Below are 24,513 nucleotides of genomic sequence, written 5' to 3' on the forward strand. Positions count from 1 at the left end.
TGGTCGACACAGACATGACGAACACCCAGGAGACTCCACCGGACCGCGAAACTCATCGCACCCGCTACGGAATGTCGTCCCCCAGCACCACCACGTCCTCCGGACGGAACTCCACCCCCACCGCGTCGCCCTCCCCCGGCACCTCCCGCAGCGGAAGCTCCGCGTCCAGCGGCGGTCCGTCCACCGGGCGGAGCCGTACGGCCACATGGCTGCCCCGGAACGTCCGGGACTCGACCGTCCAGGCCGATCCCTTCTCGACGGGCACGAGCCGCACCCCGCCGGGCCGGACCAGGAGCCGCCGCTCGCCCTGCGGCGAGCCGTCCGGCACCGGGACCTTCCCCCAGACGGTCTCCGCGACCGGCCCGGTCACCCGCGCCGGAACCACGTTGTCGAACCCCAGGAAGCGGGCCACGAACTCCGAGGCCGGCCGCGACCACACCTCGACGGGCGCACCCGACTGGGCGATGTGTCCGTCCCGCATGACCACCACCCGGTCGGCCAGCGCGAACGCCTCGCCCTGGTCGTGGGTCACCGCGAGCACCGTCGTGCCCAGCCGCCCGAAGAGCTGCCGCAGCTCCACCACGAGCCGCTCCCGCAGCCCCCGGTCGAGCTGGCCGAGCGGCTCGTCGAGCATCAGCAGCCGGGGCCGCGGCGCCAGGGCGCGGGCCAGCGCGACACGCTGCTGCTCACCGCCGGAGAGCGCGGCGACGGACCGCCGTCCTGCGCCCGGCAGGCCGACGAGGTCGAGCAGCTCCGCCACCCGTTCGGCCTGCTCGGCCTTGCCTGCCCCGCGCATCCGCAGGCCGAAGGCGACGTTGCCGCCGACGTCGCGCTGCGGGAACAGCTGGTGGTCCTGGAACATCAGGCCGACGCCCCGCCGGTGCACCGGCACCCCGCGCTGGTCGGCGCCGCCGAGGAGCACCCGCCCGCCGTCGAGGGCCTGCAGCCCCGCGACGGCCCGCAGCAGCGTGGACTTGCCGCTGCCGCTCGGCCCGAGCACGGACACGATCTCGTGGTCGGCGACCTCCAGGTCCACGGCGTCGAGCGCGGCCCGCTCCCCGAACCGTACGGTCGCCCCGTCGAGTACCAGCATCAGAACTCCCCCGAGGTGCGTTCGGTCCGGAGCCGTTCGAGCAGCAGCAGGGACACCGCGCACACCACCATGAGGATCGTCGAGAGGGCCATCGCCTGGCCGTAGTTGAGTTCGCCGGGCCGGCCGAGGAGCCGGGCCACCGCCACCGGGAGGGTCGGACCGTCGGGGCGGGCGATGAAGACGGTCGCGCCGAACTCGCCCAGCGAGACGGCGAACGCGAACCCGGCGGCGATCAGCAGCGCCCGCCGCACCAGCGGCAGGTCCACCTCCCGCCAGGCCCGCCACGGCGAGGCGCCGAGCACGGCCGCCGCCTCCCGCAGCCGCTCGTCCACCGCGCGGAGGACCGGCAGCATCGTCCGTACGACGAAGGGCACACCGACCAGCGCCTGCGCCAGCGGTACCAGGATCCAGCTGGCCCGCAGGTCGAACGGCGGCTCGTCGAGCGTGATGAGGAACCCGAAGCCGACGGTCACCGCCGACACCCCGAGCGGCAGCATGAGCAGCGCGTCGAAGCCCCGGACGAGCCGCCCGGCCCGCCGGGTCAGCGCCGCCGCGGCGAGCCCTCCGATGACCAGGGCGATCAGGGTGGCGACGACGGCGTACCGCAGCGAGTTCCCGATCGTGTCGAGCAGCGGCACGAGGAAGGTGCCGGAGGGGTCGGGCGTCCGCAGCGCCCGGTAGTAGTCGAGTCCGTAGCCGTGGGAGGTGGCGAAGGACCGCTCGACGAGCACCCCGAGCGGCAGCACGATCAGCAGGGCGACGGAGAGCAGGACGGCGGCGAACAGCGCCCACTGGCCGATGCCCCGGGGCCGGCGGGCCGTCCCCTCAGGGGCCACCATCTTCAGCGCGCTCTCCCGGCGGCGGACCGTCCGGGCGTGCACGGCGAGGACGACGCCGACGGCGGCGAACTGCACCATCGTGAGGACGGCCGCGGTCGTCAGGTCGAAGCGGACGACGGTCTGCCGGTAGATCTCCGTCTCCAGGGTGGAGTACGTGGATCCGCCGAGGATCTGGACGACGGCGAAGGAGCTCGCGGTGAACAGGAAGACCATCAGCGCCGCCGCGGCGACGGACGGCGCCAGCGCCGGCAGGGTCACGCTCCGCCACGCCTTCCAGCGGGACGCGCCGAGGACCCGGGCCGCCTCCTCCTGCCGCGGGTCGAGCTGCGCCCACAGGCCCCCGACGGTCCGGACGACCACGGCGTAGTTGAAGAACACATGGGCGATCAGGATCGCCCAGACCGTGGTGTCGAGCCGAACGCCCCACAGCCCGTCGAGGAGCCCCCCGCGCCCCACGAGTGCCAGGAAGGCCGTACCGACCATGACGGTCGGCATCACGAAGGGCACGGTGACGACCGCGCGCAGCAGCCCCTTGCCGCGGAACTCGAAGCGCGCGAAGACGTACGCGCCGGGCAGCGCGATCAGCAGGGTGAGACCGGTGGAGGCGAGCGCCTGCCACAGCGTGAACCACAGGACGTCGAGGATCTCCGGCCGGCTCAGCGTCTCGCCGAACCGCCCGAACCGCCACGCCCCGTCGACCCGCAGCCCGCGTTCGACGATCGAGACGACGGGCCAGGCGAAGAAGAGCGCGAAGAAGGCGACGGGCACGGCCATCAGGCCGAGCCGCGCCGCGCTTCCCCGGCGGTCGGGGACTACTTCAGAACGAGCGACGACCACTGCTGGATCCACGGGTCACGCTTCTCGGCGATCTTCTCGGGCGCCATGGTCTCCGGCTTGTCGACCACCACGCCGTGCTTCGTGAACAGCTCGGGCAGGGCCGCGTCCTTGGCCACCGGGTTGACGAACATCTGGAGCGGCATGTCCTCCTGGAACCTCTTCGAGATCAGGAAGTCGATCAGCGCCTTGCCGCCCTCGGGGTTCTTCGCGCCGTTCAGCAGGCCCGCGAACTCGGTCTGCCGGAAGCAGGTGCCGGTGGAGACCCCGGTGGGGGCCGTCTTCGGCTGCGGCTCGCCGTAGAGCACCTCGACCGGCGGGCTGGAGGCGTACGACACGACGAGCGGCCGGTCGCCCTTGGCCTGCTTGCCGCCTGCCGAGCCGGAGAACTCCTGGTTGTAGGCGAGCTCCCAGCTGTCGACGGTCTTCACGCCGTTGGCCTTGAGCTTCTTCCAGTAGTCCTGCCAGCCCTCGTCCCCGTACTTCGCGGCCGTACCGAGGAGGAAGCCGAGGCCCGGGGAGGACCGCTCGGGGTTCTCGACGACGAGCAGGTCCCGGTACGCCGGCTTCGCCAGGTCGTCGAAGGTCACCGGAGGGGCCAGCTTCTTGTCGGCGAAGTACTTCTTGTCGTAGTTGACGCAGATGTCGCCGGAGTCGATCGGCGTCACCCGCCGCTGCTCCTTGTCGAGCTGGTACTCGGCCGGGACGCGGTCCAGGCCCTTCGCCGCGTACGGCACGAAGATGCCGTTGTCGAGGGCGCGGGACAGCAGGGTGTTGTCGACGCCGAAGAAGACGTCGCCCTGCGGGGAGCCCTTGGTCAGGATCTCCTTGTTGACGGCCTCGCCCGCGTCGCCGCTCTTCAGCACCTTGACGGTGAAGCCCGTCTGCTTCGTGAACTCGGCCAGCACCTCCTTGGAGGCGTTGAACGAGTCGTGGCTCACGAGGGTCACGGTCTTCGGCGCGGGCGCGCCGGACTTGCCGGCCGCCTCGCGGACGTCGTCCGTGCCGCAGGCGGCGAGGGTGGTGACGCCCAGCGCCGCGACGAGCGCGGCGGCGGCGGCCTTCTTGATGCTCACCGGATTGGTGCTCACTGAGATTCCTCCTGGGTATGTCCAGGAAGAGACGCGGCCCTGCCCACGACCGGCGGACCGGACGCGGGCAGGGCGCAACAGCTTGAGTTAACGACCGAACTTCCTACCCAGAATGACCTGGGCAAGGTTCAGAGGGTCTGCGGTCCTACGGTGACCGCACTCTCAGCGCTGTGGCGCTCCCCTGTCGGAATATGGAGATGTGTTCGACCTCAGAGTACAAGGTCAGCGCTCGGCGGCCGCCAGCTGTCCACAGGCACCGTCGATCTCCTGGCCGCGGGTGTCCCGCACGGTCACCGGGACGCCGTGGCGGGCGATGGCCTCGACGAAGGCCTTCTCGTCCTCCGGGCGCGACGCCGTCCACTTCGAACCCGGTGTCGGGTTCAGCGGGATCAGGTTGACGTGCACCCGACGTCCCTTGAGCAGCCGGCCCAGCAGGTCGCCGCGCCAGGCCTGGTCGTTGATGTCGCGGATGAGCGCGTACTCGATGGAGATCCGGCGGCCGGACTTCTCCGCGTACTCCCAGGCCGCGTCCAGGACCTCCCGCACCTTCCAGCGCGTGTTGACCGGCACCAGGGTGTCCCGGAGCTCGTCGTCCGGGGCGTGCAGCGAGACCGCGAGCCGGCACTTGAAGCCCTCGTCGGCGAACCGCAGCATCGCGGGCACGAGCCCGACGGTGGAGACGGTGATTCCGCGCTGCGAGAGCCCGAGACCGTCCGGCTCGGGGTCGGTGAGGCGCCGGATGGCACCGACGACCCGCTTGTAGTTCGCGAGGGGCTCGCCCATGCCCATGAACACGATGTTGGAGAGCCGCGCCGGTCCCCCGGGCACCTCCCCGTCCCGCAGGGACCGCATGCCGTCCACGATCTGGTGCACGATCTCGGCGGTCGACAGGTTCCGGTCGAGCCCGGCCTGCCCCGTCGCACAGAACGGGCAGTTCATCCCGCAGCCGGCCTGCGAGGAGATGCACATGGTCACCCGGTCCGGGTAGCGCATGAGCACCGACTCGACGAGCGTGCCGTCGTGCAGCCGCCACAGGGTCTTGCGGGTGGTGTCGTCGTCGCACGAGATGTGCCGCACCACGGACATCAGATCGGGCAGCAGCTCTCCGGCCAGCTTCTCCCGCGAGGCGGCCGGGATGTCCGTCCACTCGGCGGGATCGTGCGCGTACCGCGCGAAGTAGTGGGTGGACAGCTGCTTGGCGCGGAAGGGCTTCTCGCCGATCGCGGCGACGGCCTCCTTCCGCTCGGCGGGCGTGAGGTCGGCCAGGTGCCGCGGCGGCTTCTTGGCTCCGCGGGGGGCGACGAAAGTGAGTTCTCCGGGCTTGGGCATGGTTCCCCCAGTGTCGCAGACGGAACGCGGTAACCAGGTTCCCGAGCCTCCGGTGGTGGTCGCCCGGGGCGGCCCGGGGCCGTCCGGGGTGGCCGCGGACGGCCCGGAGACGGACCCGGGCGGGGCTCGGAAGCGGGAAACGGCCGATCCGCCAACGGCCGATCCGGCTCGTTGGAGGTACCTCCGGACATCCGGCGCGAAGCCTGCGCAGACCCTGTGACCTGCGTGAAGACCCGGTGAAGAAGATGATCATGGAGGAACGGAGCCACGTAGCCTGCCCGAATGAAACTCACGTTCGGACGAAGAAACCGCCTCGCCCGGTTCGCACTCGGCGCGGCCGTGGCCGCCTCGGTCCTGCTTCCCGCCCAGCCCGCCCAGGCCGCCTCGGGTCTGGACCCGTTCACCGCGAACTTCAAGCTCACCCGCGTCGACGGGGACAAGACGGGCCTCATCGACTCCGCCGAGGCCGCCGGAGTCGCCAAGGCGTCCGTCACCGACGTCCTGGGCACCCGTACCGGACGTCCGGGGCTCTGCCACGCCACCGGACTGAACGGCGCCCTCAAGCCCGACGGGTTCTGCTGGGACGACGAGGACGACCGGTCCAACTACGCCGACGCCGGCGGCGGCTGGATGCCGCAGGGCTTCGCGGGTTCGCATGCCGCCACCGCCGACGGGCTGTATGCGGGCCGCTCCCTCACCGCCACCGCCTGGTACCACGGCACCTGGGTCAAGGACCGGAAGCCGGAGACCGTCGAGGACTACGCGCGGGTCACGATCACGGAGTCGGCCGGCGGCCAGGTCAAGTACGGGCACATCGCGCTCGTGGAGCCGGTCAACGGCAACTTCAAGCCCCTCGAGTACATCTCGCACTCGGACGGCGTCGCCTGGTACGGCAACCGGCTGTTCGTCGCCAACGGCGCGGAACTCCAGGTCTTCGACCTGACCCGCATGTGGCGCATGAACGACACCACGAGCGCCCTCACCCGCCTGAACGCGGGCAAGACCTCCGCCCGGTACCACCTCTGGGCGATGCCGCTCGTCGCCCGCTACAGCACCATCAGCACCGCCGCGGTCGACAACGCCTCCACGGCCTGGCTCAACAACAGCCCCCGCGCCTGCGGCCCGAGCCTCAACGGCGAGCTGTGCCTGAGCAGCCTCAGCGTCGACCGCTCCGGCGCGACGCCGGCCCTGGTCTCGGTGGAGAACCGCTCGGGCGCGGGCGCCCGCATCGTCCGCTGGCCCCTGTCGGCCCTCGGCACCGGCCTCCCCACCACGGTGGCCTCGGAGACCACGGGCTACTCCTCGCCCGTCTGGGGCATCCAGGGCACGGCCACGGACGGCACCAACTACTACATGAGCGGCACGTGCCCGACGTACTGGCCGGGCGGCACCGAGCTCTACTCCTGCATCCACGTGGCCAGGCCCGGCGAAGCGCCCCACGTCCTCACCCAGGCGCCGCAGCTGACCCAGGGCCTCTCCTGGGACCCCCTCGCCAAGCGGCTCTGGGGCGCCAACGAGGCGCTCGTGGACTCCAGCGGACCGCGCAGGGTCGTGTTCAACATCGAGCCCGACGCCGGCAAGCCCGTCGACGGCTGGAGCTGGCTCACCAACTTCCACCAGGCGGGCTCCGTCTGCGCGACACCCCAGGGCAACGGCACCGCCAACGGCACGCCGATCACGGTGTGGACCTGCACGGGAGCCGACGGCCAGCGCTGGAAGTACGAGAACGGCCTGATCGTCCACAAGGCGAGCGGCAAGTGCATCACCCCCGAGGCGAACGGCGCGAACACCAACGGCGCGCTCCTGACCCTGTGGACGTGCAACCCCTCCAGCGACGTCCAGCGGTTCTCCCCCTCGGCCGACGGCAGCGCCGTGAACGCCTACGGCAAGGCCATCACGCCGAAGGGCAACTCCTTCGGCAACGGCGTCTGGCTGACCCTGTGGACCCAGGGCAGCCCCACTCCTGACGTCCAGGACTGGGTGGTGAAGGGCTTCTAGCCCCGCACCCGCTCCCCGCACACCGCCAAGGGGCCGGCCCGCACCAGGACACTCGACCAACAGTGTCCGCACCGGGGCCGGCCCCTCCGTGATCACGACGCGCCTTTGGGGGAGACGCGCGCCCGCGGACCGGTTCGCCGCCTCAGGAGGCGGGGGCCCGGGGCTGGGTCCCGGGGGCCCTGGGCTGGGTCCGGGGGATGCGGTGGGTGAAGAAGAGCGCCACGACGGACGCGCCGGCCAGGATCGCGAGGGCCGCCTTCAGGCCGTCCAGGCGGGCGGCCTCGTTCGCCTCCAGGGCGGCCTCGGCGACCTCCTCGCTGGTGCCCGCCTCGTCGAGGGCGGCCGTCAGCTGGGCGTCCGAGAGGAACGGGACACCGCTCTGCAGCTCGACCACGGCCTGGCTCTTCACCTCGGCCGGCACGGCCGGGTTCCGCTCCACGGCGCCCAGGAACGACGAGGTGAGCGCCGCGATCATCAGGGAGCCCGCGAGCGCCGTGCCCATCGAGGAGCCGAGGTTGGTGACGGCGTTCTGGATGCCGCCGACCTCCGCGCTCTGCCGGTCCGGAACGGCGGACACCGTGACCGATCCGAGCTGGGAGGCCAGGGCCCCCATCCCGAAGCCGATCAGCAGCAGCGGGACGGTGACGATCTCGGCTCCGGCGTCCGCGTCCAGCGCGGCCATCAGGGCGACCGCACCGGCCAGGAGCGCCACCACCCCGGTCCGCACCACCCGCCGGGGCGAGACGTCGGGGAGGAAGCGCGGGATGAGGACCGCGGCGGCGAGCAGCGTCAGCGAGAGCGGCAGGATCCGGGCGCCCGTCTGCAGCGCGGACAGACCGAGGGCCACGGACAGATAGAGCGGGACGACGAAGAAGACGCCCATCTGCACGAGGTACTGGAAGAAGAACATCGTCAGACCGCCGGTGAGCTGCTTGTTCCGCAGCATGGCCGGGTCGACCAGCGGCTCCCTGCCCCGCTCGACGAGCCGGGCCTCCCAGCGGAGGAACAGGTACACCAGGAGCAGGCCCGCCATCATCAGCCACACGGTCAGCGACACCCCGAGCCATGCGGGCGCGTCGGCCTTCGGCCGGACCCAGCCCCATTCGTCCGAGCGCAGGACGCCGTAGACGAAGATCCCGAGCCCGGCGGCGGACAGGACGGCGCCGACGAGATCGATGCGCGGGTGTTCCTCCTCGCCGGCGTCGGCGATGCGGCGGGCGAACACCAGGATGACGAGCACGACCAGGACCTCGCCGGCGAAGACCCAGCGCCAGGAGAAGTACGTGGTGGCGACACCGCCGATGAGCGGTCCGAGCCCGATGGCCACGGCGCCCGCCGCCGCCACGATGCCGTACGCCGCGGCCCGCCCCTCGGTGGGGAAGTTGCCGGCCACGAGCGCCACGATCGACGGCAGGATGAGCGCCGCCCCGATGCCTTCGAGGAACGACCAGCCGAACAGCAGCACGGGGAGGTTCGGCGCGAGCGCGGTGGTCAGCGAGCCGCAGCCGTAGATCACACAGCCGATCATGAACGCGCGCCGGCGGCCGATCAGCACCCCGACCTTGCCCCCGGGGATCATGAACATCGCCATCACCAGCGTGTACGCGGTGATGGCGCCCTGGATCCCGGTCACCGTCGTGCCCACGTCCTCGGCCACGGTCGCGATCGCCACGTTCATGACGGAGCTGTCGAGGGCCATCAGGAACTGGCCCGCCGCGAGCGTCAGCAGGACGAGCCGCGCCCCCGCGGGTGCCCGGCCGGAGCCTGCTTGGGAAGTCATGACCGCATTGTCCCCATACGGGATGGTTTCGGCTCGGCGGCCGCCGCTGCCGGCAGCCCCCATGCGCAAGGCCAGGCGCAAGGCCAGGCGCAAGGCCATGCACAAGGGCCCGTCACCCCCGGAGGGTGACGGGCCCTTATGGCACACGCGTACGGATCAGGTCGAACCGACGAAGATCACGAACAGCAGCCACACGACCGGAGCCGTCGGCAGCAGCGAGTCCAGCCGGTCCATGATCCCGCCGTGCCCCGGCAGCAGGGTGCCCATGTCCTTGATGCCCAGGTCCCGCTTGATCATCGACTCGCCGAGGTCGCCGAGCGTCGCACTCGTCGCCACCGCGAGACCCAGCAGCAGACCCTGCCACCAGACACCGTCGTCGATCATGAACTGCATGCACAGCGCGCCCGCCGCCATCGCGAAGGTCACCGCCCCGAACAGCCCCTCACGGGTCTTGCCGGGACTGATCCTCGGTGCCAGCTTGTGCTTGCCGAAGCGCCAGCCGATCGCGTACGCACCCGTGTCGCTGACCACCGTGAGCACCAGGAACGTCAGCACCCGCTCCGGGCCGTCGTCGGCCGTCAGCATCAACGCCACGAACGTCGCCAGGAACGGCACGTAGAACGCCGCGAACACACCCGCCGTGACGTCCTTCAGATAGCCCTCGGGAGGCTCCGTCATCCGCCAGACGAGTACCGCGAGCGCCGTGAGCGCCATCGCCACCCAGGCGCCCTCGGGCCCCCGGACGTAGCCGGCGACGACCATCGCCGCACCGCCGACCGCGAGCGGCACCAGCGGAGCCTTGATGCCCTTGCGCTCCTGGAGGCGGGAGGTCAGCTCCCACAGCCCGACCACCACGGCGACCGCTATCACACCGACGAACGCCGGAGCCCAGACGTACAGCGAGGCGATGATGACGGCCCCGAGGCCGACCCCGACCCCTATGGCCGCGCCCAGATTGCGCCCCGCGCTCTTCTTCTGCCGTGGCGCCGGCGGCGCGGGCGGCGGAGGCGGGGTGGGGCTGGGCATGGGCTCCTGCGGGTGCTCGTGCGGCGTCTCGTCACGGAACAGGGGACCGCTCGGGTGAGCGGCCCCCCGGCCGTGACCGTCCTGGAATCCGCCGGCGGGAACGTCGGGCACGATGGGCATGGGCCGAGTCTGCGCCGCCTGCTGCCGATCGTATGCGGGACCCGCCGGGACGGGCCCCTGGTCGGGTCCCCCACGGCCGGAACCGGCCGGGGCCCCCCAGGAAGAGTCGTTCATCAGACCTCGAGCAGCTCGGCTTCCTTGTGCTTGAGCAGCTCGTCCACCTGCGAGACGTACTTCGCGGTGGTGTCGTCGAGCTCCTTCTCGGCGCGGCGGCCCTCGTCCTCGCCGACCTCGCCGTCCTTGACGAGCTTGTCGATGGTCTCCTTGGCCTTGCGGCGGACCGAGCGGATCGAGATCTTCGAGTCCTCGGCCTTGCCCTTGGCGACCTTGATGTACTCCCGGCGGCGCTCCTCCGTCAGCTCGGGGAACACCACCCGGATGATGTTGCCGTCGTTGCTCGGGTTGACGCCGAGGTCCGAGTCCCGGATCGCCTGCTCGATGTTGCGCAGCGCGCTCTTGTCGAACGGGGTCACCACGGCCATCCGCGGCTCCGGAACGGAGAAGGACGCCAGCTGGTTGATGGGGGTGATGGCACCGTAGTAGTCCGCCACGATCTTGTTGAACATCGCCGGGTGCGCACGGCCGGTGCGGATCGCGGCGAAGTCCTCCTTGGCGACCACGACGGCCTTCTCCATCTTCTCCTCGGCCTCGAGGAGGGTCTCTTCGATCACCACATGCTCCTGCGTGTCGTCGCGTTGTGTCCTGCACGGTGTACGACCGGCAGGGCTCTGTCCATCCCCTTGCGGGGCGGTTCCCCGGTTCGGGTCAGGCCCGGGTGCCCTGGTCGCTCACGAGCGTGCCGATCTTCTCACCCTTCACCGCGCGAGCGATATTGCCCTCGGTGAGCAGTTCGAAGACGAGGATCGGGAGGTTGTTGTCCCGGCACAGGGTGATGGCGGTGGCGTCGGCGACCTTGAGGTCGCGGGAGATCACCTCGCCGTACTCCAGTGCGTCGAACTTGACCGCGTCGGGGTTGGCCTTCGGGTCGGAGTCGTACACGCCGTCCACGCCGTTCTTGCCCATGAGGAGCGCCTCGGCGTCGATCTCCAGGGCGCGCTGGGCGGCGGTGGTGTCCGTGGAGAAGTACGGCATGCCCATGCCCGCACCGAAGATGACCACGCGGCCCTTCTCCAGGTGGCGCACGGCGCGCAGCGGGATGTACGGCTCGGCGACCTGGCCCATGGTGATGGCGGTCTGGACCCGGGAGTCGATGCCCTCCTTCTCCAGGAAGTCCTGGAGGGCGAGGCAGTTCATCACGGTGCCGAGCATGCCCATGTAGTCGGAGCGGGCCCGGTCCATGCCGCGCTGCTGGAGTTCGGCGCCACGGAAGAAGTTGCCTCCGCCGATCACGATCGCGATCTCCGCGCCGTCGCGGACGACGGCCGCGATCTCACGCGCGATGGCGTGCACGACGTCGGGGTCGACGCCCAGGCCGGTACCGCCGGAGAAGGCTTCTCCGGACAGCTTCAGCATGTAGCGGCCGGCCTTCTTGCCGTTGTTGTCGTCGCCCTGTACGGCGCCCTGGTTCATGGAGATCTCCTCGTGCACATACGAAGGAGGCCATTGCCTTGGGTCCTCGCGGTTTCCCGTACGGCAATGGCCTCCTCGTCAGATCTGCGGTCGTCCTGCGCGTGCGCGGACGACTGCCTCAGACCCTACCGGGGTCCGGTGTCCGTCGCGTTCGCGTACGGACTCAGATGCCGACCTTGATGCGGGTGAAGCGCTTCAGGGTGACACCGGCCTCGTCCAGGATCTGCTGGACGGACTTCTTGTTGTCAAGGGCGTACGGCTGACCGAGCAGCGTCGCGTCCTTGAAGAAGCCGTTCACGCGACCCTCGACGATCTTCGGGAGCGCGGCCTCGGGCTTGCCCTCGGCGCGGGTGGTCTCCTCGGCGACGCGACGCTCGGTCTCGACGACCTCGGCCGGAACGTCCTCACGGGTGAGGTACTTCGGCGCGAAGGCGGCGATGTGCTGGGCGACACCCTTGGCGACGGCGGCGTCGGCCTTGTCGAACTCGACGAGGACACCGATCTGCGGCGGGAGGTCCGGCATCGTGCGGTGCATGTACGCGAAGACGAAGCCGTCGGCGTACTGCGCGAAGCGGTCCAGGACGATCTTCTCGCCGAGGTTGGCGTTGGCCTCGTCGACGAACGCCTGCACGGTCTTGCCGGCCTCGATCTCGGAGGCGAGCAGCGCCTCGATGTCGGCCGGGGCGGTCGCGGCGACGTGCGCGGCCAGCTGGTTGGCGACGGCCTGGAACTTGTCACCCTTGGCGACGAAGTCCGTCTCGCACTTCAGCTCGACGAGGACGCCGGAGGTGTTGTCGTCGGCGATGAGGGAGACCACGGCGCCGTTCTCGGCGGAGCGGCCCTCGCGCTTGGCGACACCCTTCTGGCCCTTGATGCGCAGGGCCTCGACGGCCTTGTCGACGTTGCCGTCGGCCTCGTCGAGGGCCTTCTTGCAGTCCATCATGCCGGCGCCGGTGAGCTCGCGGAGCTTCTTGACGTCAGCGGCGGTGTAGTTCGCCATGAGTCTGTTTCTCTCTCGAAGTCTGAAAGATCGGGCGGGTCCACGGGTGGACGGCGGGGGCTTCGTGGGCCCCCGCCGTCGTCACCCGAAGGTCCTGAAGGGTCAGGCCTGCTCGGCGTCCGCGGCCGGAGCCTCGGCGGCAGCCTCGGCGGCGACCTCGGCCGGGGCGTCGGCGGCCTCGGCGTCGGCGACCTTCTCGGTCTCGGCGGAGGTCTGGACCTCGGCGTCGTCGGCCTTCTTCTCACCCTCGAGCAGGTCGCGCTCCCACTCGGCGAGGGGCTCGCCGGCGGCCTTCTCGCCCGGCTTCGAGTCGCCGGTCGCGGCGCCGGAGCGGGCGATGAGGCCCTCGGCGACGGCGTCGGCGATCACGCGGGTGAGCAGGGTGACGGAGCGGATCGCGTCGTCGTTGCCCGGGATCTTGTAGTCGACCTCGTCGGGGTCGCAGTTGGTGTCGAGGATCGCGACGACCGGGATGTGGAGCTTGCGCGCCTCACCGACGGCGATGTGCTCCTTCTTGGTGTCGACGATCCAGACGGCGCTGGGCACCTTCTGCATCTCGCGGATACCACCAAGGGTCTTCTCCAGCTTGGCCTTCTCGCGGGAGAGGACCAGGAGCTCCTTCTTGGTGAGGCCGGAGGCGGCCACATCCTCGAAGTCGATCTGCTCGAGCTCCTTGAGGCGCTGCAGACGCTTGTAGACGGTGGAGAAGTTGGTGAGCATGCCACCGAGCCAACGCTGGTTGACGTACGGCATGCCGACACGCGTCGCCTGCTCGGCGATGGCCTCCTGGGCCTGCTTCTTCGTACCGACGAACATGATGGAGCCGCCGTGCGCGACGGTCTCCTTGACGAACTCGTAGGCGCGGTCGATGTACGACAGCGACTGGAGCAGGTCGATGATGTAGATGCCGTTGCGCTCGGTGAAGATGAAGCGCTTCATCTTCGGGTTCCAGCGACGGGTCTGGTGACCGAAGTGGACGCCGCTCTCCAGCAGCTCCCGCATCGTGACGACGGCCATGGCCGTATCTCCTTGGGTTTCTCGGTTATGTTCCTGACGCCCCGACGCGCCATGCCCGCGAGGGACCGAAAGGCGCTGCCACGGCCGGTGAGGGTAGTGGCGGGGCGTGCGAAGTCGACCCGGTGACCCGGGTCGCCATAGGAAGTGTACGGGACCCCGGGAGCAGCGGGTGACGGCGCTGTCCACAACCGGCGGGCGGTCCACAGACACCGTCCGTGACCCCTGCGCACCGGACCTGCGGGGGAGCGTTCTCCCATGCACCTCACGGCACTGATCCTGACCCTCGGCCTCCTGTGGCCGGTGGGCCCGCCGCTCCCGGAGATCCTCCGCGGCTGGCAGCCACCGCCGGGGCCCTACGCGGCCGGCCATCGCGGCGTCGACCTGGCCGCCCCGCCGGAGACCCTCGTCGTGGCCCCGGTCGCGGGGACGGTCACCTTCGCGGGCCCGGTCGGCGGGCGCGGAGTCCTCACCCTCACCCTGCCGCACTCGGGCGCACCCCCGCTGCGGACCACCTTCTCCCCGGTGACTCCGCTGGTGAGGACCGGCACGCGGGTCGCGGCCGGCACCCCGGTCGCCCGGGTCGCCCCCGGCACGCACTGCCCGGAGAGCTGCCTCCACTGGGGTCTCCTCAGAGGCGACCGGTACCTGAACCCGCTGCTCCTGACCCCCCGCGCCCCGTCGCGCCTGCTGCCGGTCGGCGGGTGACCGGGACGGTCGGGGTGACCGGCCGGTCGAATGTTCGGTTGCTCGGAGCCGGGTGCCGTGCGCGGGCGGTCAGGCCTGGGTGCCGTTGACCCCGTGGAGGGCCATCGTCACCGCCGCCTCGGCGATCTCCTCGGGGTTCTCGGCCGCGCCGAGCTCGACGCGGCGGACCGCGGCGTCGACGACGCCCTGGAGGAGCATCGCGCCCAGGCGGGGCTGGGGCTGCCCCAGGGCCGCGAGCGCTTCGACGATCATGGCGACGAGTCCGCCGTGTGCCGCGCGGATCTTCTCCCGGGCGCCGTCGTCGAGCTCGCTCGCCGAGATGGCGACGACCGCGCGGTGCCGGCGGTCGCCGACGAGCTCCAGCTGCTTGCGGACATAGGCCTCGACCTTGCCCTGCGGGGTGTCCGCGCCGTCCATGGCGACCTCTACCTCGGCCGCCCAGACGGGGAAGTCGACCGCGCACAGCTCTTCGACGACGGCCGCGCGCGATCGGAAGTACTCGTACACCGAGGAACGGGCGAGGCCCGTGCGCTCGGCGAGTGCGGGGAAGGTCAGCGCCTCCGTACCGCCCTCGGACAGCAGGGCACGCGCGGCGTCCAGGAGGGCGCCACGCTGCATCGTCCGGTGCTCGGCCACCGAGGCCGCTCGAATCCTGGGCACGGCTCCACTGTACGACCGGCTCGTGCCGGGTCAGCGTCCGACGTCGGCCAGCTTGGCCCGGAGCTGGAGGACGGACTTGGTGTGGATCTGGCTGACGCGGCTCTCGGTGACGCCGAGGACGTGGCCGATCTCGGCGAGGGTGAGGCCCTCGTAGTAGTAGAGCGTGACGACGGTCTTCTCCCGCTCGGGGAGGGTGTTGATGGCGCGGGCGAGCAGCCGGCGCAGCTCGCGGTCCTCGGCGACCTCGACGGGGTTGTCGGCGGCGGTGTCCTCGAGGGTGTCCATCAGGGAGAGCCGGTCGCCGCCCTCGCCGCCGACGTGCAGCAGCTCTTCGAGGGCGACGACGTTCGCCAGGGACAACTGGCTGAAAACCGCGTGCAGTTCCTCGAGCGTGACGTCCATCTCCGCGGCGACCTCGGTCTCGGAGGGGGTGCGCCGGAGCTGGGCTTCGAGGGTGGCGTACGCGCGCTCGACGTTGCGGGCCTTCTGGCGGACGGAGCGCGGGATCCAGTCGAGGGCGCGGAGCTCGTCGATCATGGCACCGCGGATGCGGGTGATGGCATACGTCTCGAACTTGATCGCGCGCTCGACGTCGAACTTCTCGATGGCGTCGATGAGGCCGAAGACGCCGGAGGAGACGAAGTCGGCCTGTTCCACGTTGGACGGCAGCCCGACGCTGACTCGTCCCGCGACGTACTTGACGAGGGGCGAGTAGTGCAGGATCAGCTGTTCCCGCAGCCGCTCGTCGCCCGTGTCCTTGTACGACCGCCACAGTTCGTCGAGGGAGGTCGGTGCGGGTGGTCGCACGGTGCACCGGGCTGCTGGGGGCACCGCAGCGCGGTCAGACCCGGAGGTGTGCTGGGGCATGCGTTGCCTTGAGCCGTTCTGCTGTCGGGTGTGTCGGTGCGGGTGTCATGGACGGAATTCTGGTGAGCGTAGCGTGAGTGCGCGGTCGCGGTGCGCGAACATCGGCGGATCGCGCCGCTCCGGGTGGACGCCGTCGGCCACATCTTCGAACCCGGGCCGTGGCGCGTGTCGGCCCCTCGGGTGCGGCCGAGAGAACTCGATTGTTCATCGCCATCACCCTTTCACCCGAATGCTCCAGGTCAAGTACCGCCTCGCCGCGCGTTCGACGCGGGAGTCGTCGCGTTCGTCAACTGCCAGCCCTCTCCGTGCCGTTCGACGAAGCCGAGCGAGTGGAGTTCGTACAGCCTGGCGAGGGTGTCGTCGGGGGTGGTTCCGGCGCGACGGGCGATGACGGTGGCGGGGGTGGGGCCGCGGGCCGGGACGGCTTCGAGGATGTGCGCCGCGGCCGGGGCGAGGAGGTCGCGCGGGAGGACGGGCCCCCGGCGCGCCGGGGCGAGCTGGCCCATGTCGCCGACGAGTTCGACGATCTCGTCGGCGTCGGTGACGAGGGCGGCGTCGCCGCGGAGGAGTTCATGGACGCCGGCGGAGAGTGCGCTGGTCACGGGGCCGGGGACGCCCATGGTGTGACGGCCGAGGCGGGCGGCGGCGCGGGCGGTGACGAGCGAACCGCTGCGGTGTCGGGCCTCGATCACCACGGTGCCCCGGGTGAGGGCGGCGATGACCCGGTTGCGGAGGATGAAGCGGCTGGGGGTGGGGTGACTGTCGGGCGGCAACTCCCCCACGACCAGGCCTTGTTCGGCGATGCGCCGGATGAGCTGGTCATGACCGCGGGGGTACGGGGTGTCGACGCCGCAGGCGAGGACGGCGACGGTGGCGCCGCCCGCTGCCAGTGCGCCGCGGTGGGCGGCGCCGTCGATGCCGTAGGCGGCCCCGGAGACGACGACCCAGCCTTGGCGGGCGAGGCCGGTGGCGAGGTCGGCGGCGGTGTGGGCGCCGTACGGGGTACAGGCCCGGGCGCCGACGAGCGCGACGGAGCGGAGGGCCCAGGTGCGCAGGTCGGCGGGGCCCCGGACCCAGAGGCCGAGGGGGCGGGCGTCCGCGAGGTCGTCGAGCTGGCGGGGCCATTCGGTGTCGCCGGGGACGAGGAAGCGTCCGCCGAGGTCGTGGATGGCGGCGAGGTCGCGGCCGGGATCGGCGGCGGCGGCGCGCAGTCGCCAGGAGGCTACGCGTTTCGCTCCGGTACCGGGGAAGGGGTCGGCGTCACCGTCCCCCCGGGGAGCGCGGCGAGCGGGCGTGGTGCCGAGGAGCCGGTCGAGGAAGCCGATGGCTCCGTAGCGGTGGAGCCAGCGGCCCGCGTGTTCGTCACCGGGTTCGACGGCGCGGCTGAGCGCGGCCCGTGCCCGTCGCTCGTCCATGGACGCGGAGCCCGGGGTGCCGGGGCCGGGGCGGGGGCCGGGGATGTTCATGCGCGGTCCCCCGCTTCGACGGGCACGCCGCGGGCGATGCCGGTGCGCAGTTCGAGGGCGAGGGCGATGTCCTCGCTGTCGGGGCGGTCGTGTCCTGCGAGGTCGGCGACGGTCCAGGCGACCCGGAGGACCCGGTCGAGGCCGCGGGCGGTGAGGAGTCCGCGTTCGATGTCGCGTTCGGCGGTGGCGAGGGCTCCGGGGGCGGCGAGGTAGCGGGTGCGGAGTTCGTGCCCGGGGATCTCGCTGTTGACGTTCCAGGGGGTGTCGGCGAGGCGGGCGGCGGCACGGTCGCGGGCTTCGCGGACGCGTGCCGCGACGGCCTCGGTGGTCTCGCTGCGGCCTCCCCGGCCGAGGAGGTCGGAGCGGGTGACGGGTTCGACCTCGACCCGGAGGTCGACACGGTCGAGGAGGGGTCCGGAGAGACGTGCCTGGTAGCGGCGGACGAGCGCGGCGGGGCACTCGCAGCCCGCGCCGTGCAGGGTGTGGCGTCCGCAGGGGCAGGGGTTGGCGGCGAGGGCGAGGAGAAAGCGGGCGGGGAGGCGGACGACTCCGGCGGCGCGGGCGATGACGACGTGCCCGGATTCGAGGGGTTGGCGGAGGGCGTCGAGGGCCTTTCCCGAGAACTCCGGGGCCTCGTCCAGGAAGAGGATGCCCCGGTGGGCGAGGGAGACCGCGCCCGGCCTGGGAAGGCCGTTTCCGCCGCCGACGAGGGACTGCATGGTGGCGGAGTGATGGGGCGCGCAGTAGGGGGCGCGACGGACCAGGGGCTCGCCGGGCGGGAGGATGCCGGCGACCGAGTGGACGGCGGTGACTTCGAGGGATTCCTGCCGGGTGAGCGGCGGGAGGATGCCGGGGAGGCGCTCGGCCAGCATGGTCTTCCCGGCGCCGGGCGGTCCGGAGAGCAGGAGGTGGTGGCTGCCCGCGGCGGCGACTTCGAGGGCGCGGCGGGCCCGGTGCTGGCCGGCGACGTCGGCGAGGTCGGGGCCTTCGGAGGGGTCGGTGTGGTCGGCGGCGAGCCCGGTGCCGAGGCCGGCGCCGGGCACGAGGAGGCCGGCGAGCATCGCGTCGGGCCGTCCGGCCTCGGTGCGCTCCTCCTCCGGGACGGGTTCGTCGGTGAGGACGGCGATGAGCTGGCGGAGGCTGCGGACGCCGAGGACGGACACCCCGGGGACGAGGGAGGCCTCGCCCGCGGTCTGTTCGGGGACGACGACCTGGCGGTACCCGGCGTCGGCGGCGGCGAGGACGGCGGGCAGGATGCCGCGGACCGGCCGGACGCGTCCGTCGAGGCCGAGTTCGCCGATGAGGACGAGGTCGGCGATGGCCCGCGGGTCGATGCGCTCGGCGGCGCCCAACACGGCCGCCGCCACGGCGAGATCGAAGCCCGATCCGCCCTTCGGTACGGATGCGGGGCTGAGTCCGACGGTGAGCTTCTTCTGGGGCCATTCGGCGCCGGAGTTGACGACGGCGGCGCGGACCCGGTCGCGGCTCTCGGTGAGGCTCTTGTCGGGGAGGCCGACGAGGGTGAACGCGGCGACGCCGGGTTCGAGGTCGGCCTGGACCTCGACGACGACGCCTTCGACACCGACGAGGGCGACGGAGCAGGTGCGGGCGAATCCCATCTCAGGCCACCCCCCGGGCGTGGGTGAGGAGCGGGGCGCCGCGGCGGGGCAGGACGATGCCGACGAGGTCGATGCGGACGCCGCCGAGGGGGGCCGGGACGCCGTTGCGGTCGAGCCAGCAGGCGGCGAGCCGCCGGAGCCGGTCCGCCTTGCGGGGTGTGACGGCGGCCATCGGGTGTTCGTACGCGCCGTCGCGCCGGGTCTTCACCTCGCAGATGACGAGGGTGTCGCCGTGGCGGGCGACGATGTCGATCTCGCCGGTCCGGCCGCAGCGCCAGTTGCGGGCGAGGATGTGCATGCCGGTCGCGGTGAGCAGGCGGGTGGCCAGCTCTTCTCCGTACCGTCCGAGTGCTTGGGTCCTGTTCATGCGGTACCACCTCCGTCACCGACTGTGACGGAGGTGGTGGGATCGCGTGCGGCACTGTGGACGGCCGGGTGCCTGTGGAGAACCTGCTCACCCTTGCGGGCGAGGGCGGGAGGGGCCGGGCGAAGTCGGGGGCGGTCCGGTGAACTCGGCCGGGGCGGGGCGCGGTCGGTTCAGCTGCCGGGAAGTTCGAGGTCGCTCTTGTTGAGCTCCTCGATGTTCACGTCCTTGAAGGTGAGGACACGGACCTGCTTGACGAACCTGGCCGGTCTGTACATGTCCCAGACCCAGGCATCGGCCATGCTGACCTCGAAGAAGACCTCGCCCTGGACCGAGTGCACCTGCATCTCGTAGTCGTTGGTGAGGTAGAAGCGCCGCTCGGTCTCGATCACGTATTTGAACAGCCCGACGACATCGCGGTACTCCCGGTAGAGCTTCAGCTCCATCTCGGTCTCGTACTTCTCGAGGTCCTCGGCGCTCATGGCATGTTCCCCTTCAGCCGTGCGTCCCCCTATTGTGCGCCAGGCGGACGCGCCCCTAAACGATTTCCGGGGCGAGAACCACCGGTGCACGCGGAGGTCCCTCGTCGAGCAGCGTGCGCAGCAGCTCGGCGAGTCTGGTCGGGTACACCGTCTCACGGGCCGCCGACAGTTCGGCGGAGGTCCACCATCTGAGGCCCGCGAGGCTGCGGTTCTCCAGCTCGGTGAGGGCCTGGGGCCGGGGCGCGGCCTCGGTCCTCCGGGTGCGGGCGAGGTAGTACCACTCGTCCTGGTCCCAGCGGCGCCCGTCGAAGGGGAACGAGCAGTACCGCGTCCAGAGCACGGGCCCGAGGTCGATCTCGGTGATGCCGGTCTCCTCGGCGAGCTCGCGCAGGGCCGCCTCCTGCCGGGTCTCGTCGCCCTCCAGGCCGCCCCCGGGCGTGAACCACCAGGTCTGCTCGGGGTGGTCGGGCTCGTACCCGTGCATGAGAAGGATGCGGTCGTCGGCGTCGAGCAGGACGACCCGCGCGACCCGCCGGACCTCCCCCTGCGGACCGGCACCCGACGCGACCCCCGACCCGGTACCCGGACCGGCACCCGGCCCCCGCGTCTGCCGTGCGTCGGAGTCCGTCATGTACCCACCTTCTCCCGCGCCCCGGGAGCCGTGCCCGCCGGTCGGCGCTTCGTCAGCCGGCCCACCCGTCGTACCACCGGCCCGTACGCTCCGCCGGCGAGGACCAGCGCGGCTCCGGCCGCGATCGCGCCCAGGAGGGGCATGACGGGCCCGGGCTCCGAGATCCCGCCGGGAAGGCCGGCGAAGCCCGTGGGGCGGTCCAGGAGGCCCTTGGCGGGCCAGACCACGGCGTCGACCCTGGCGACCACGGAGGAGCGGGGCACGGAGCCCTGTCCGGCCTCCTCCATGTGCGTACGGGAGTCGAGCGAGGTGTGCCGGTCGTCGCCGAGGAGGAAGAGGTTGGCGGGCGGGACGGTGACGGAGAACTCGGTCCCTGAGGCGACGATCCGGCCACCCGGTCCGGGCCTCAGATAGGGCTCGTCGACGGGCCGGCCGTTGACGGTGAGGCGGCCGTCCGCGTCGCAGCAGGCGACGGTGTCGCCGCCGACCGCGGCGACCCGCTTGACCATGGGCGTGTTCCCCCAGAGGGGGTCGGTGAAGACGACGACGTCCCCGTGCTTCACCTCGTCGCCGTCGATGCGCTGGGCGAGGATCTTGGATCCGACGTCGAGGGTGGGGGTCATGGAGTCGCTGGGGACGGAGTACGGCTGGTAGAGCAGGGCTCCCCAGACGAAGCCGCCGAGGAAGAGCACACAGCCGACGGCCACGGCCAGCCCCGACAGCGTGCTGCCGAGGCGGCCGTGGCCGCCCTTGGTCCGTATGTTTCCGCTCATGTGCGCACCCCGTAGGTCTGTCGGCGGACCGTTGGTCTGTCGACGGTCCGGGACGGCACCCTACCCGCGGGTCGCTACTCGGCGGTATGCCGTGCGGCAGCCTTCTTCCGGCGCCACAGGACCAGCGGGAGCGCTCCGGCGAGACCGGCCGCGCCGAGGGGTGCGGCGCTCAGGGCCTTGTTGAGCGCGGGGTTGTCGAAGATGTCGGGCACCGGGAGGGTGGCCCAGCGGGTGACGGGCCAGGCGATCACGACCGCACGGCCCACGACCTCGTCGTTGGAGACCGTGCCGCCCCCGGGGAGCTGCTGGTGGAAGCGGGAGTCGAGGGAGTTCTGGCGGTTGTCGCCCATGACCCAGATGCGGTTCTCGGGCACCTTGATCGGGCCGAAGGAGTCCTGGCAGGGGACGGAGCCGGGGTAGAGGTACGAGGTCTCGTCCAGCGGCACGCCGTTGAGGACGACCTTGCCGCCCTCCTTGCAGGACACGGTGTCGCCGCCGACGGCGATGACCCGCTTGATGAGGTCCTTCTCCTCGGCGGACGGCATGAGGCCGATGAAGCTGAGGAACTTCTGCACCACGTTGGGCGTGGGCGTCTCCTGGCCCTCGAGCCAGCCGCCCGGGTCGTGGAAGACGACGACCTCGCCGCGCTCGGGCTCGGAACCGAACCAGGGGGTCAGCTTGTCGACGAGCACCCGGTCGCCCCGCTGGAGGGTGTTCATCATCGATTCCGAGGGGATCGAGAACGCCTGCACCAGGAAGGTCTTGATCAGCAGGGCGAGGACGAGCGCGATGCCGACGAGAAGGGGTAGTTCCTTCCAGAAGGAACGCGGCTTCCTGGGGCGGCCGGAGCCGTCCGCCGTCTCGTCACCGTCGTCCGGCGTCCCGCCGTCCGGTGCCCCGCCGCCCGGCGGCTGCGCCTGCCCGTCATCCGTCACGTCGTCACCCGTCGTGTCATCGCCGAAGGCCCCGCCGGCCCTCTTGTCGGGCTCATCGTGTCCGGATCGTGCGCCGACGGCCAAATCCCCCACATCCACTCCTCAGTCCGTGCGATCGCCTGCCCCGGAACAGGGACAGGCCCACCACTCCCATAACGAGCAGAAGTTCCGCAGGGGTCGGGAGCCCGGGGAATCCGTTGAGATTCCGCTGGGACACACTATGCGACGGACCGAGCGCGGTCGCGGAACTCGCACGGGCGTCCGGTACGGCGGCGAAGGTCCCGCGTTCCTCCAGGCCCCGCCAGTGCGCGACGGGCCAGGCGATCACCACGGCGCGGCCCACGACCTGCTCCTCGGAGACGGTGCCGTGGTCCTTCTCGTCGAGGTGGAAGCGGGAGTCGGCCGAGTCGGAGCGGTGGTCGCCGAGGACGAAGATCCGGCCCTGCGGGACCTTCACCTCGAAGGGGATGGTCGACGGCTCGTTGCCCGGGTGCAGGTACGGCTCGTCCAGCGGTACGCCGTTGACGGTGATCCGCCCGTCCTTGCCGCAGCAGCGGACGGTGTCGCCCCCGACGGCGACGACCCGCTTGATGAGGTCGCGGTCGTCGGCGGAGGGCAGCAGCCCGATGAAGGTGAGGGCCTGCTTGGCCTGCTTGATGCCGACCGGGTCGTCGGCGGGCGGCGCGGCCTCCTGCTGGAGCCAGTTGCCGGGGTCCTTGAAGACGACGACGTCGCCGCGCTGCGGACGGGAGCCGAACCAGGGCGTGAGCTTGTCGACGAGGACCCGGTCGGAGATGCGGATCGTCTGTTCCATGGAGCCCGAGGGAATGACGAACGCCTGGACCAGGAAGGTCTTCAGGACGAGCGCGATGAGGACGGCCACCGTGATCAGGATGGGGATCTCACGGATCGCGGAGCGCTGCCTGCGCCGCTTGACCTTGCGGGCGAGCCTGCGCCGCTCGGCCCGGCCCGGCAGCGAAGGGGCCGGTTCGGGTCCCTGGTCGGCGGCGCGACCGCCGCCCGGCGGTCGGCCCCGGCTACCCATGGGGTGCCGTCCCGTGTCCGCCGGCCGGAGCGGCGGGTACGGCGTCGAAGGCGTCGGTCCCCTGGACCGTGGACCAGCGGCCGAAGGGCCAGGCGATCCAGTCGGCGCGGCCGACGACCCTGTCGACGGGGACCATGCCGCCGCCGGGGCTGCCGAGGTGGTCGCGGGAGTCGCTCGACTGGCTGCGGTGGTCGCCCATGACCCAGAGCCTGTCCTGCGGGACGACGATGTCGAAGGGCACGCTGGACGGCTGGTCGCCGAGCAGTACGTAACGCTCCTCGACGGGGACGCCGTTGACGGTGAGGCGGCCGTCCTTGTCGCAGCAGACGACCCGGTCGCCGCCGATGCCGACGACCCGCTTCACGAAGTCGGTCTCGTCGGGTTCGGCGAGGCCGAGGGCGGCCGCCCCGTCCTGCAGGAGACCGGTGACGGGATTGCCCCCGGGCTGCTCCCGTACGAAGGATCCGGTGCCGTCGAAGACGACGACGTCGCCCCGGCCCGGCTCGCTGCCGAAACGGTACGCCAGCTTGTTGACCAGGATCCGGTCGCCGACCTGGAGGGTCGGTTCCATGGAGCGGCTGGGGATCAGGAAGGGCTGCATCACGAAGTGGCTCAGGAGCAGCAGGAAGGTCACGCAGGCGGCGCCCACGAAGGCCGTGCGCCGCCAGGAGGAGGTGCTCCTCGCACTCCCGGCGTCTGCCGCCGCGGCGGCCGCGTCCCCCGTGTCCCGCGCGTCGTTCGTGTCCTCGGAAACGCGCGCGGAGCGCGACCCGTCCTCCGTACCGGAAGAGGGGTCGCGCTCCGTGTGCTGTGCTTCGGTGTCCATCGCTGGCAGAGCCTATCCGGACTGCCTGTGCGAGGGCTCGGAAGCGTCGAGCGTGCCGGGAGCCTGAGCTCAGCGGTCGCGCTTCTCCTTGATCTTGGCAGCCTTGCCGCGCAGCTCACGCAGGTAGTAGAGCTTGGCGCGACGGACGTCACCGCGGGTCACGAGCTCGATCTTCTCGAAGATCGGGCTGTTCACCGGGAAGGTGCGCTCGACGCCGACGGAGAACGAGACCTTGCGGACCGTGAAGGTCTCGCTGACGCCCGAACCCTGGCGACGGATGACGACGCCCTTGAACTGCTGGATACGCGAGCGGCTGCCTTCGATGACGCGCACGTGGACGTTCACGGTGTCGCCGGGGCGGAAGGCGGGGAGGTCGGAGCGGAGCGAACCCGCGTTGACCTGGTCGAGCAGGGAGGCCATGGAGGTCTCTTTCCTCGCTGATGCCACAGGTCATCAGCGGTACGTTCGAAGTGATTCGGAAGA

At 71.4% G+C, this 24,513-nt stretch carries 24 protein-coding genes and 1 riboswitch; of the genes, 2 read left to right on the top strand and 22 right to left on the bottom strand.

The genetic code is table 11. From position 1 onward, the window contains the following. Positions 1–64: 64 nt before the first annotated feature. From ACFQ79_RS24480 to rlmN, 4 genes are all read right to left on the bottom strand, one after another. Positions 65–1,093 carry an ABC transporter ATP-binding protein gene (locus ACFQ79_RS24480; protein WP_383586886.1) on the bottom strand — a complete coding sequence of 343 codons (1,029 nt, stop codon included), beginning with the start codon at positions 1,091–1,093 and terminating at the stop codon, positions 65–67. Beyond that, positions 1,093–2,706 carry an ABC transporter permease gene (locus ACFQ79_RS24485; RefSeq protein ID WP_383586925.1) on the bottom strand — a complete coding sequence of 538 codons (1,614 nt, stop codon included), beginning with the start codon at positions 2,704–2,706 and terminating at the stop codon, positions 1,093–1,095. Before ACFQ79_RS24485 ends, ACFQ79_RS24480 begins: the two co-directional genes overlap by 1 nt. Positions 2,707–2,744: 38 nt before the next feature. Further along, complete coding sequence (locus ACFQ79_RS24490; protein ID WP_383586927.1) at positions 2,745–3,842, bottom strand: thiamine ABC transporter substrate binding subunit; 1,098 nt, start codon at positions 3,840–3,842, stop codon at positions 2,745–2,747. Positions 3,843–3,939: 97 nt separating this feature from the next. Beyond that, positions 3,940–4,050, bottom strand: a riboswitch (TPP riboswitch). A gap of 29 nt (positions 4,051–4,079) precedes the next feature. Further along, complete coding sequence (gene rlmN / locus ACFQ79_RS24495; RefSeq protein ID WP_055598437.1) at positions 4,080–5,186, bottom strand: 23S rRNA (adenine(2503)-C(2))-methyltransferase RlmN; 1,107 nt, start codon at positions 5,184–5,186, stop codon at positions 4,080–4,082. A 282-nt stretch (positions 5,187–5,468) separates the two neighbouring features. On the opposite strand from rlmN, the gene ACFQ79_RS24500 reads away from it, so the two are divergent. After that, a complete protein-coding gene (locus ACFQ79_RS24500; RefSeq protein WP_383586889.1) occupies positions 5,469–7,184 on the top strand; it encodes an RICIN domain-containing protein in 1,716 nt (571 codons plus the stop codon). A 142-nt stretch (positions 7,185–7,326) separates the two neighbouring features. On the opposite strand, the gene ACFQ79_RS24505 is transcribed toward ACFQ79_RS24500, so the two are convergent. From ACFQ79_RS24505 to rpsB, 6 genes are all read right to left on the bottom strand, one after another. After that, positions 7,327–8,964 carry an MFS transporter gene (locus ACFQ79_RS24505; protein ID WP_383586891.1) on the bottom strand — a complete coding sequence of 546 codons (1,638 nt, stop codon included), beginning with the start codon at positions 8,962–8,964 and terminating at the stop codon, positions 7,327–7,329. 156 nt (positions 8,965–9,120) lie between these two features. Next, complete coding sequence (locus ACFQ79_RS24510) at positions 9,121–10,224, bottom strand: phosphatidate cytidylyltransferase (RefSeq protein ID WP_383586893.1); 1,104 nt, start codon at positions 10,222–10,224, stop codon at positions 9,121–9,123. Continuing rightward, positions 10,224–10,781 (bottom strand): ribosome recycling factor, encoded by a 558-nt coding sequence (gene frr / locus ACFQ79_RS24515; RefSeq protein WP_030322321.1) that lies wholly within the window; start codon positions 10,779–10,781, stop codon positions 10,224–10,226. The genes ACFQ79_RS24510 and frr overlap by 1 nt, the downstream gene beginning before the upstream one ends. A 94-nt stretch (positions 10,782–10,875) precedes the next feature. Further along, on the bottom strand, positions 10,876–11,640 hold the full coding sequence (gene pyrH / locus ACFQ79_RS24520) for a UMP kinase (protein ID WP_015036487.1): 765 nt from the start codon (positions 11,638–11,640) through the stop codon (positions 10,876–10,878). A 163-nt stretch (positions 11,641–11,803) separates the two neighbouring features. Next, positions 11,804–12,640: a translation elongation factor Ts gene (gene tsf / locus ACFQ79_RS24525; RefSeq protein WP_073912937.1), complete on the bottom strand. Its 837-nt coding sequence runs from the start codon at positions 12,638–12,640 to the stop codon at positions 11,804–11,806. A 102-nt stretch (positions 12,641–12,742) separates the two neighbouring features. Continuing rightward, complete coding sequence (rpsB, locus tag ACFQ79_RS24530; protein ID WP_383586895.1) at positions 12,743–13,657, bottom strand: 30S ribosomal protein S2; 915 nt, start codon at positions 13,655–13,657, stop codon at positions 12,743–12,745. A gap of 255 nt (positions 13,658–13,912) precedes the next feature. Between rpsB and ACFQ79_RS24535 the strand changes: the two genes are divergently transcribed. Continuing rightward, positions 13,913–14,362: a murein hydrolase activator EnvC family protein gene (locus ACFQ79_RS24535; protein WP_383586896.1), complete on the top strand. Its 450-nt coding sequence runs from the start codon at positions 13,913–13,915 to the stop codon at positions 14,360–14,362. A 69-nt stretch (positions 14,363–14,431) separates the two neighbouring features. Here the strand turns inward: ACFQ79_RS24535 and ACFQ79_RS24540 are convergent, their stop codons facing one another. The 12 genes from ACFQ79_RS24540 to rplS form a co-directional block, all read right to left on the bottom strand. Further along, a complete protein-coding gene (locus tag ACFQ79_RS24540) occupies positions 14,432–14,980 on the bottom strand; it encodes a TetR/AcrR family transcriptional regulator (RefSeq protein ID WP_187623228.1) in 549 nt (182 codons plus the stop codon). Between the two features lie 72 nt (positions 14,981–15,052). Further along, the gene (gene whiG / locus ACFQ79_RS24545) at positions 15,053–15,889 is read right to left on the bottom strand and encodes an RNA polymerase sigma factor WhiG (protein ID WP_383586898.1); all 837 of its coding nucleotides are present in this window, start codon (positions 15,887–15,889) and stop codon (positions 15,053–15,055) included. Between the two features lie 239 nt (positions 15,890–16,128). Beyond that, positions 16,129–17,355 (bottom strand): DNA-processing protein DprA, encoded by a 1,227-nt coding sequence (gene dprA / locus ACFQ79_RS24550; protein ID WP_383586900.1) that lies wholly within the window; start codon positions 17,353–17,355, stop codon positions 16,129–16,131. Next, positions 17,352–18,974, bottom strand: coding sequence for a YifB family Mg chelatase-like AAA ATPase (locus ACFQ79_RS24555; RefSeq protein ID WP_383586902.1), 1,623 nt, complete (start codon positions 18,972–18,974; stop codon positions 17,352–17,354). Before ACFQ79_RS24555 ends, dprA begins: the two co-directional genes overlap by 4 nt. A gap of 1 nt (position 18,975) precedes the next feature. Beyond that, positions 18,976–19,341, bottom strand: a complete 366-nt coding sequence (locus tag ACFQ79_RS24560; RefSeq protein ID WP_383586904.1) for a YraN family protein — start codon at positions 19,339–19,341, stop codon at positions 18,976–18,978. A 170-nt stretch (positions 19,342–19,511) separates the two neighbouring features. Beyond that, entirely contained in the window at positions 19,512–19,820 is a 309-nt protein-coding gene (locus ACFQ79_RS24565; RefSeq protein ID WP_005311352.1) for a DUF2469 domain-containing protein, read from the bottom strand. A gap of 55 nt (positions 19,821–19,875) precedes the next feature. Then, positions 19,876–20,451 carry an NUDIX hydrolase gene (locus ACFQ79_RS24570; RefSeq protein WP_383586906.1) on the bottom strand — a complete coding sequence of 192 codons (576 nt, stop codon included), beginning with the start codon at positions 20,449–20,451 and terminating at the stop codon, positions 19,876–19,878. Then, on the bottom strand, positions 20,448–21,224 hold the full coding sequence (lepB, locus tag ACFQ79_RS24575) for a signal peptidase I (RefSeq protein WP_383586908.1): 777 nt from the start codon (positions 21,222–21,224) through the stop codon (positions 20,448–20,450). Before lepB (ACFQ79_RS24575) ends, ACFQ79_RS24570 begins: the two co-directional genes overlap by 4 nt. Positions 21,225–21,298: 74 nt before the next feature. Further along, positions 21,299–22,243, bottom strand: a complete 945-nt coding sequence (gene lepB / locus ACFQ79_RS24580) for a signal peptidase I (RefSeq protein WP_383586929.1) — start codon at positions 22,241–22,243, stop codon at positions 21,299–21,301. Continuing rightward, positions 22,212–23,204, bottom strand: coding sequence for a signal peptidase I (lepB, locus tag ACFQ79_RS24585; RefSeq protein ID WP_383586910.1), 993 nt, complete (start codon positions 23,202–23,204; stop codon positions 22,212–22,214). The genes lepB (ACFQ79_RS24580) and lepB (ACFQ79_RS24585) overlap by 32 nt, the downstream gene beginning before the upstream one ends. Then, positions 23,197–24,030: a signal peptidase I gene (gene lepB, locus ACFQ79_RS24590; protein WP_383586912.1), complete on the bottom strand. Its 834-nt coding sequence runs from the start codon at positions 24,028–24,030 to the stop codon at positions 23,197–23,199. Before lepB (ACFQ79_RS24590) ends, lepB (ACFQ79_RS24585) begins: the two co-directional genes overlap by 8 nt. A 69-nt stretch (positions 24,031–24,099) precedes the next feature. Beyond that, on the bottom strand, positions 24,100–24,450 hold the full coding sequence (gene rplS / locus ACFQ79_RS24595) for a 50S ribosomal protein L19 (protein ID WP_053644504.1): 351 nt from the start codon (positions 24,448–24,450) through the stop codon (positions 24,100–24,102). Between the last annotated feature and the right edge of the window lie 63 nt (positions 24,451–24,513).

Origin of the sequence: Streptomyces sp. NPDC056480, from assembly GCF_042795405.1 — a bacterium.
Taxonomy (GTDB): domain Bacteria; phylum Actinomycetota; class Actinomycetes; order Streptomycetales; family Streptomycetaceae; genus Streptomyces.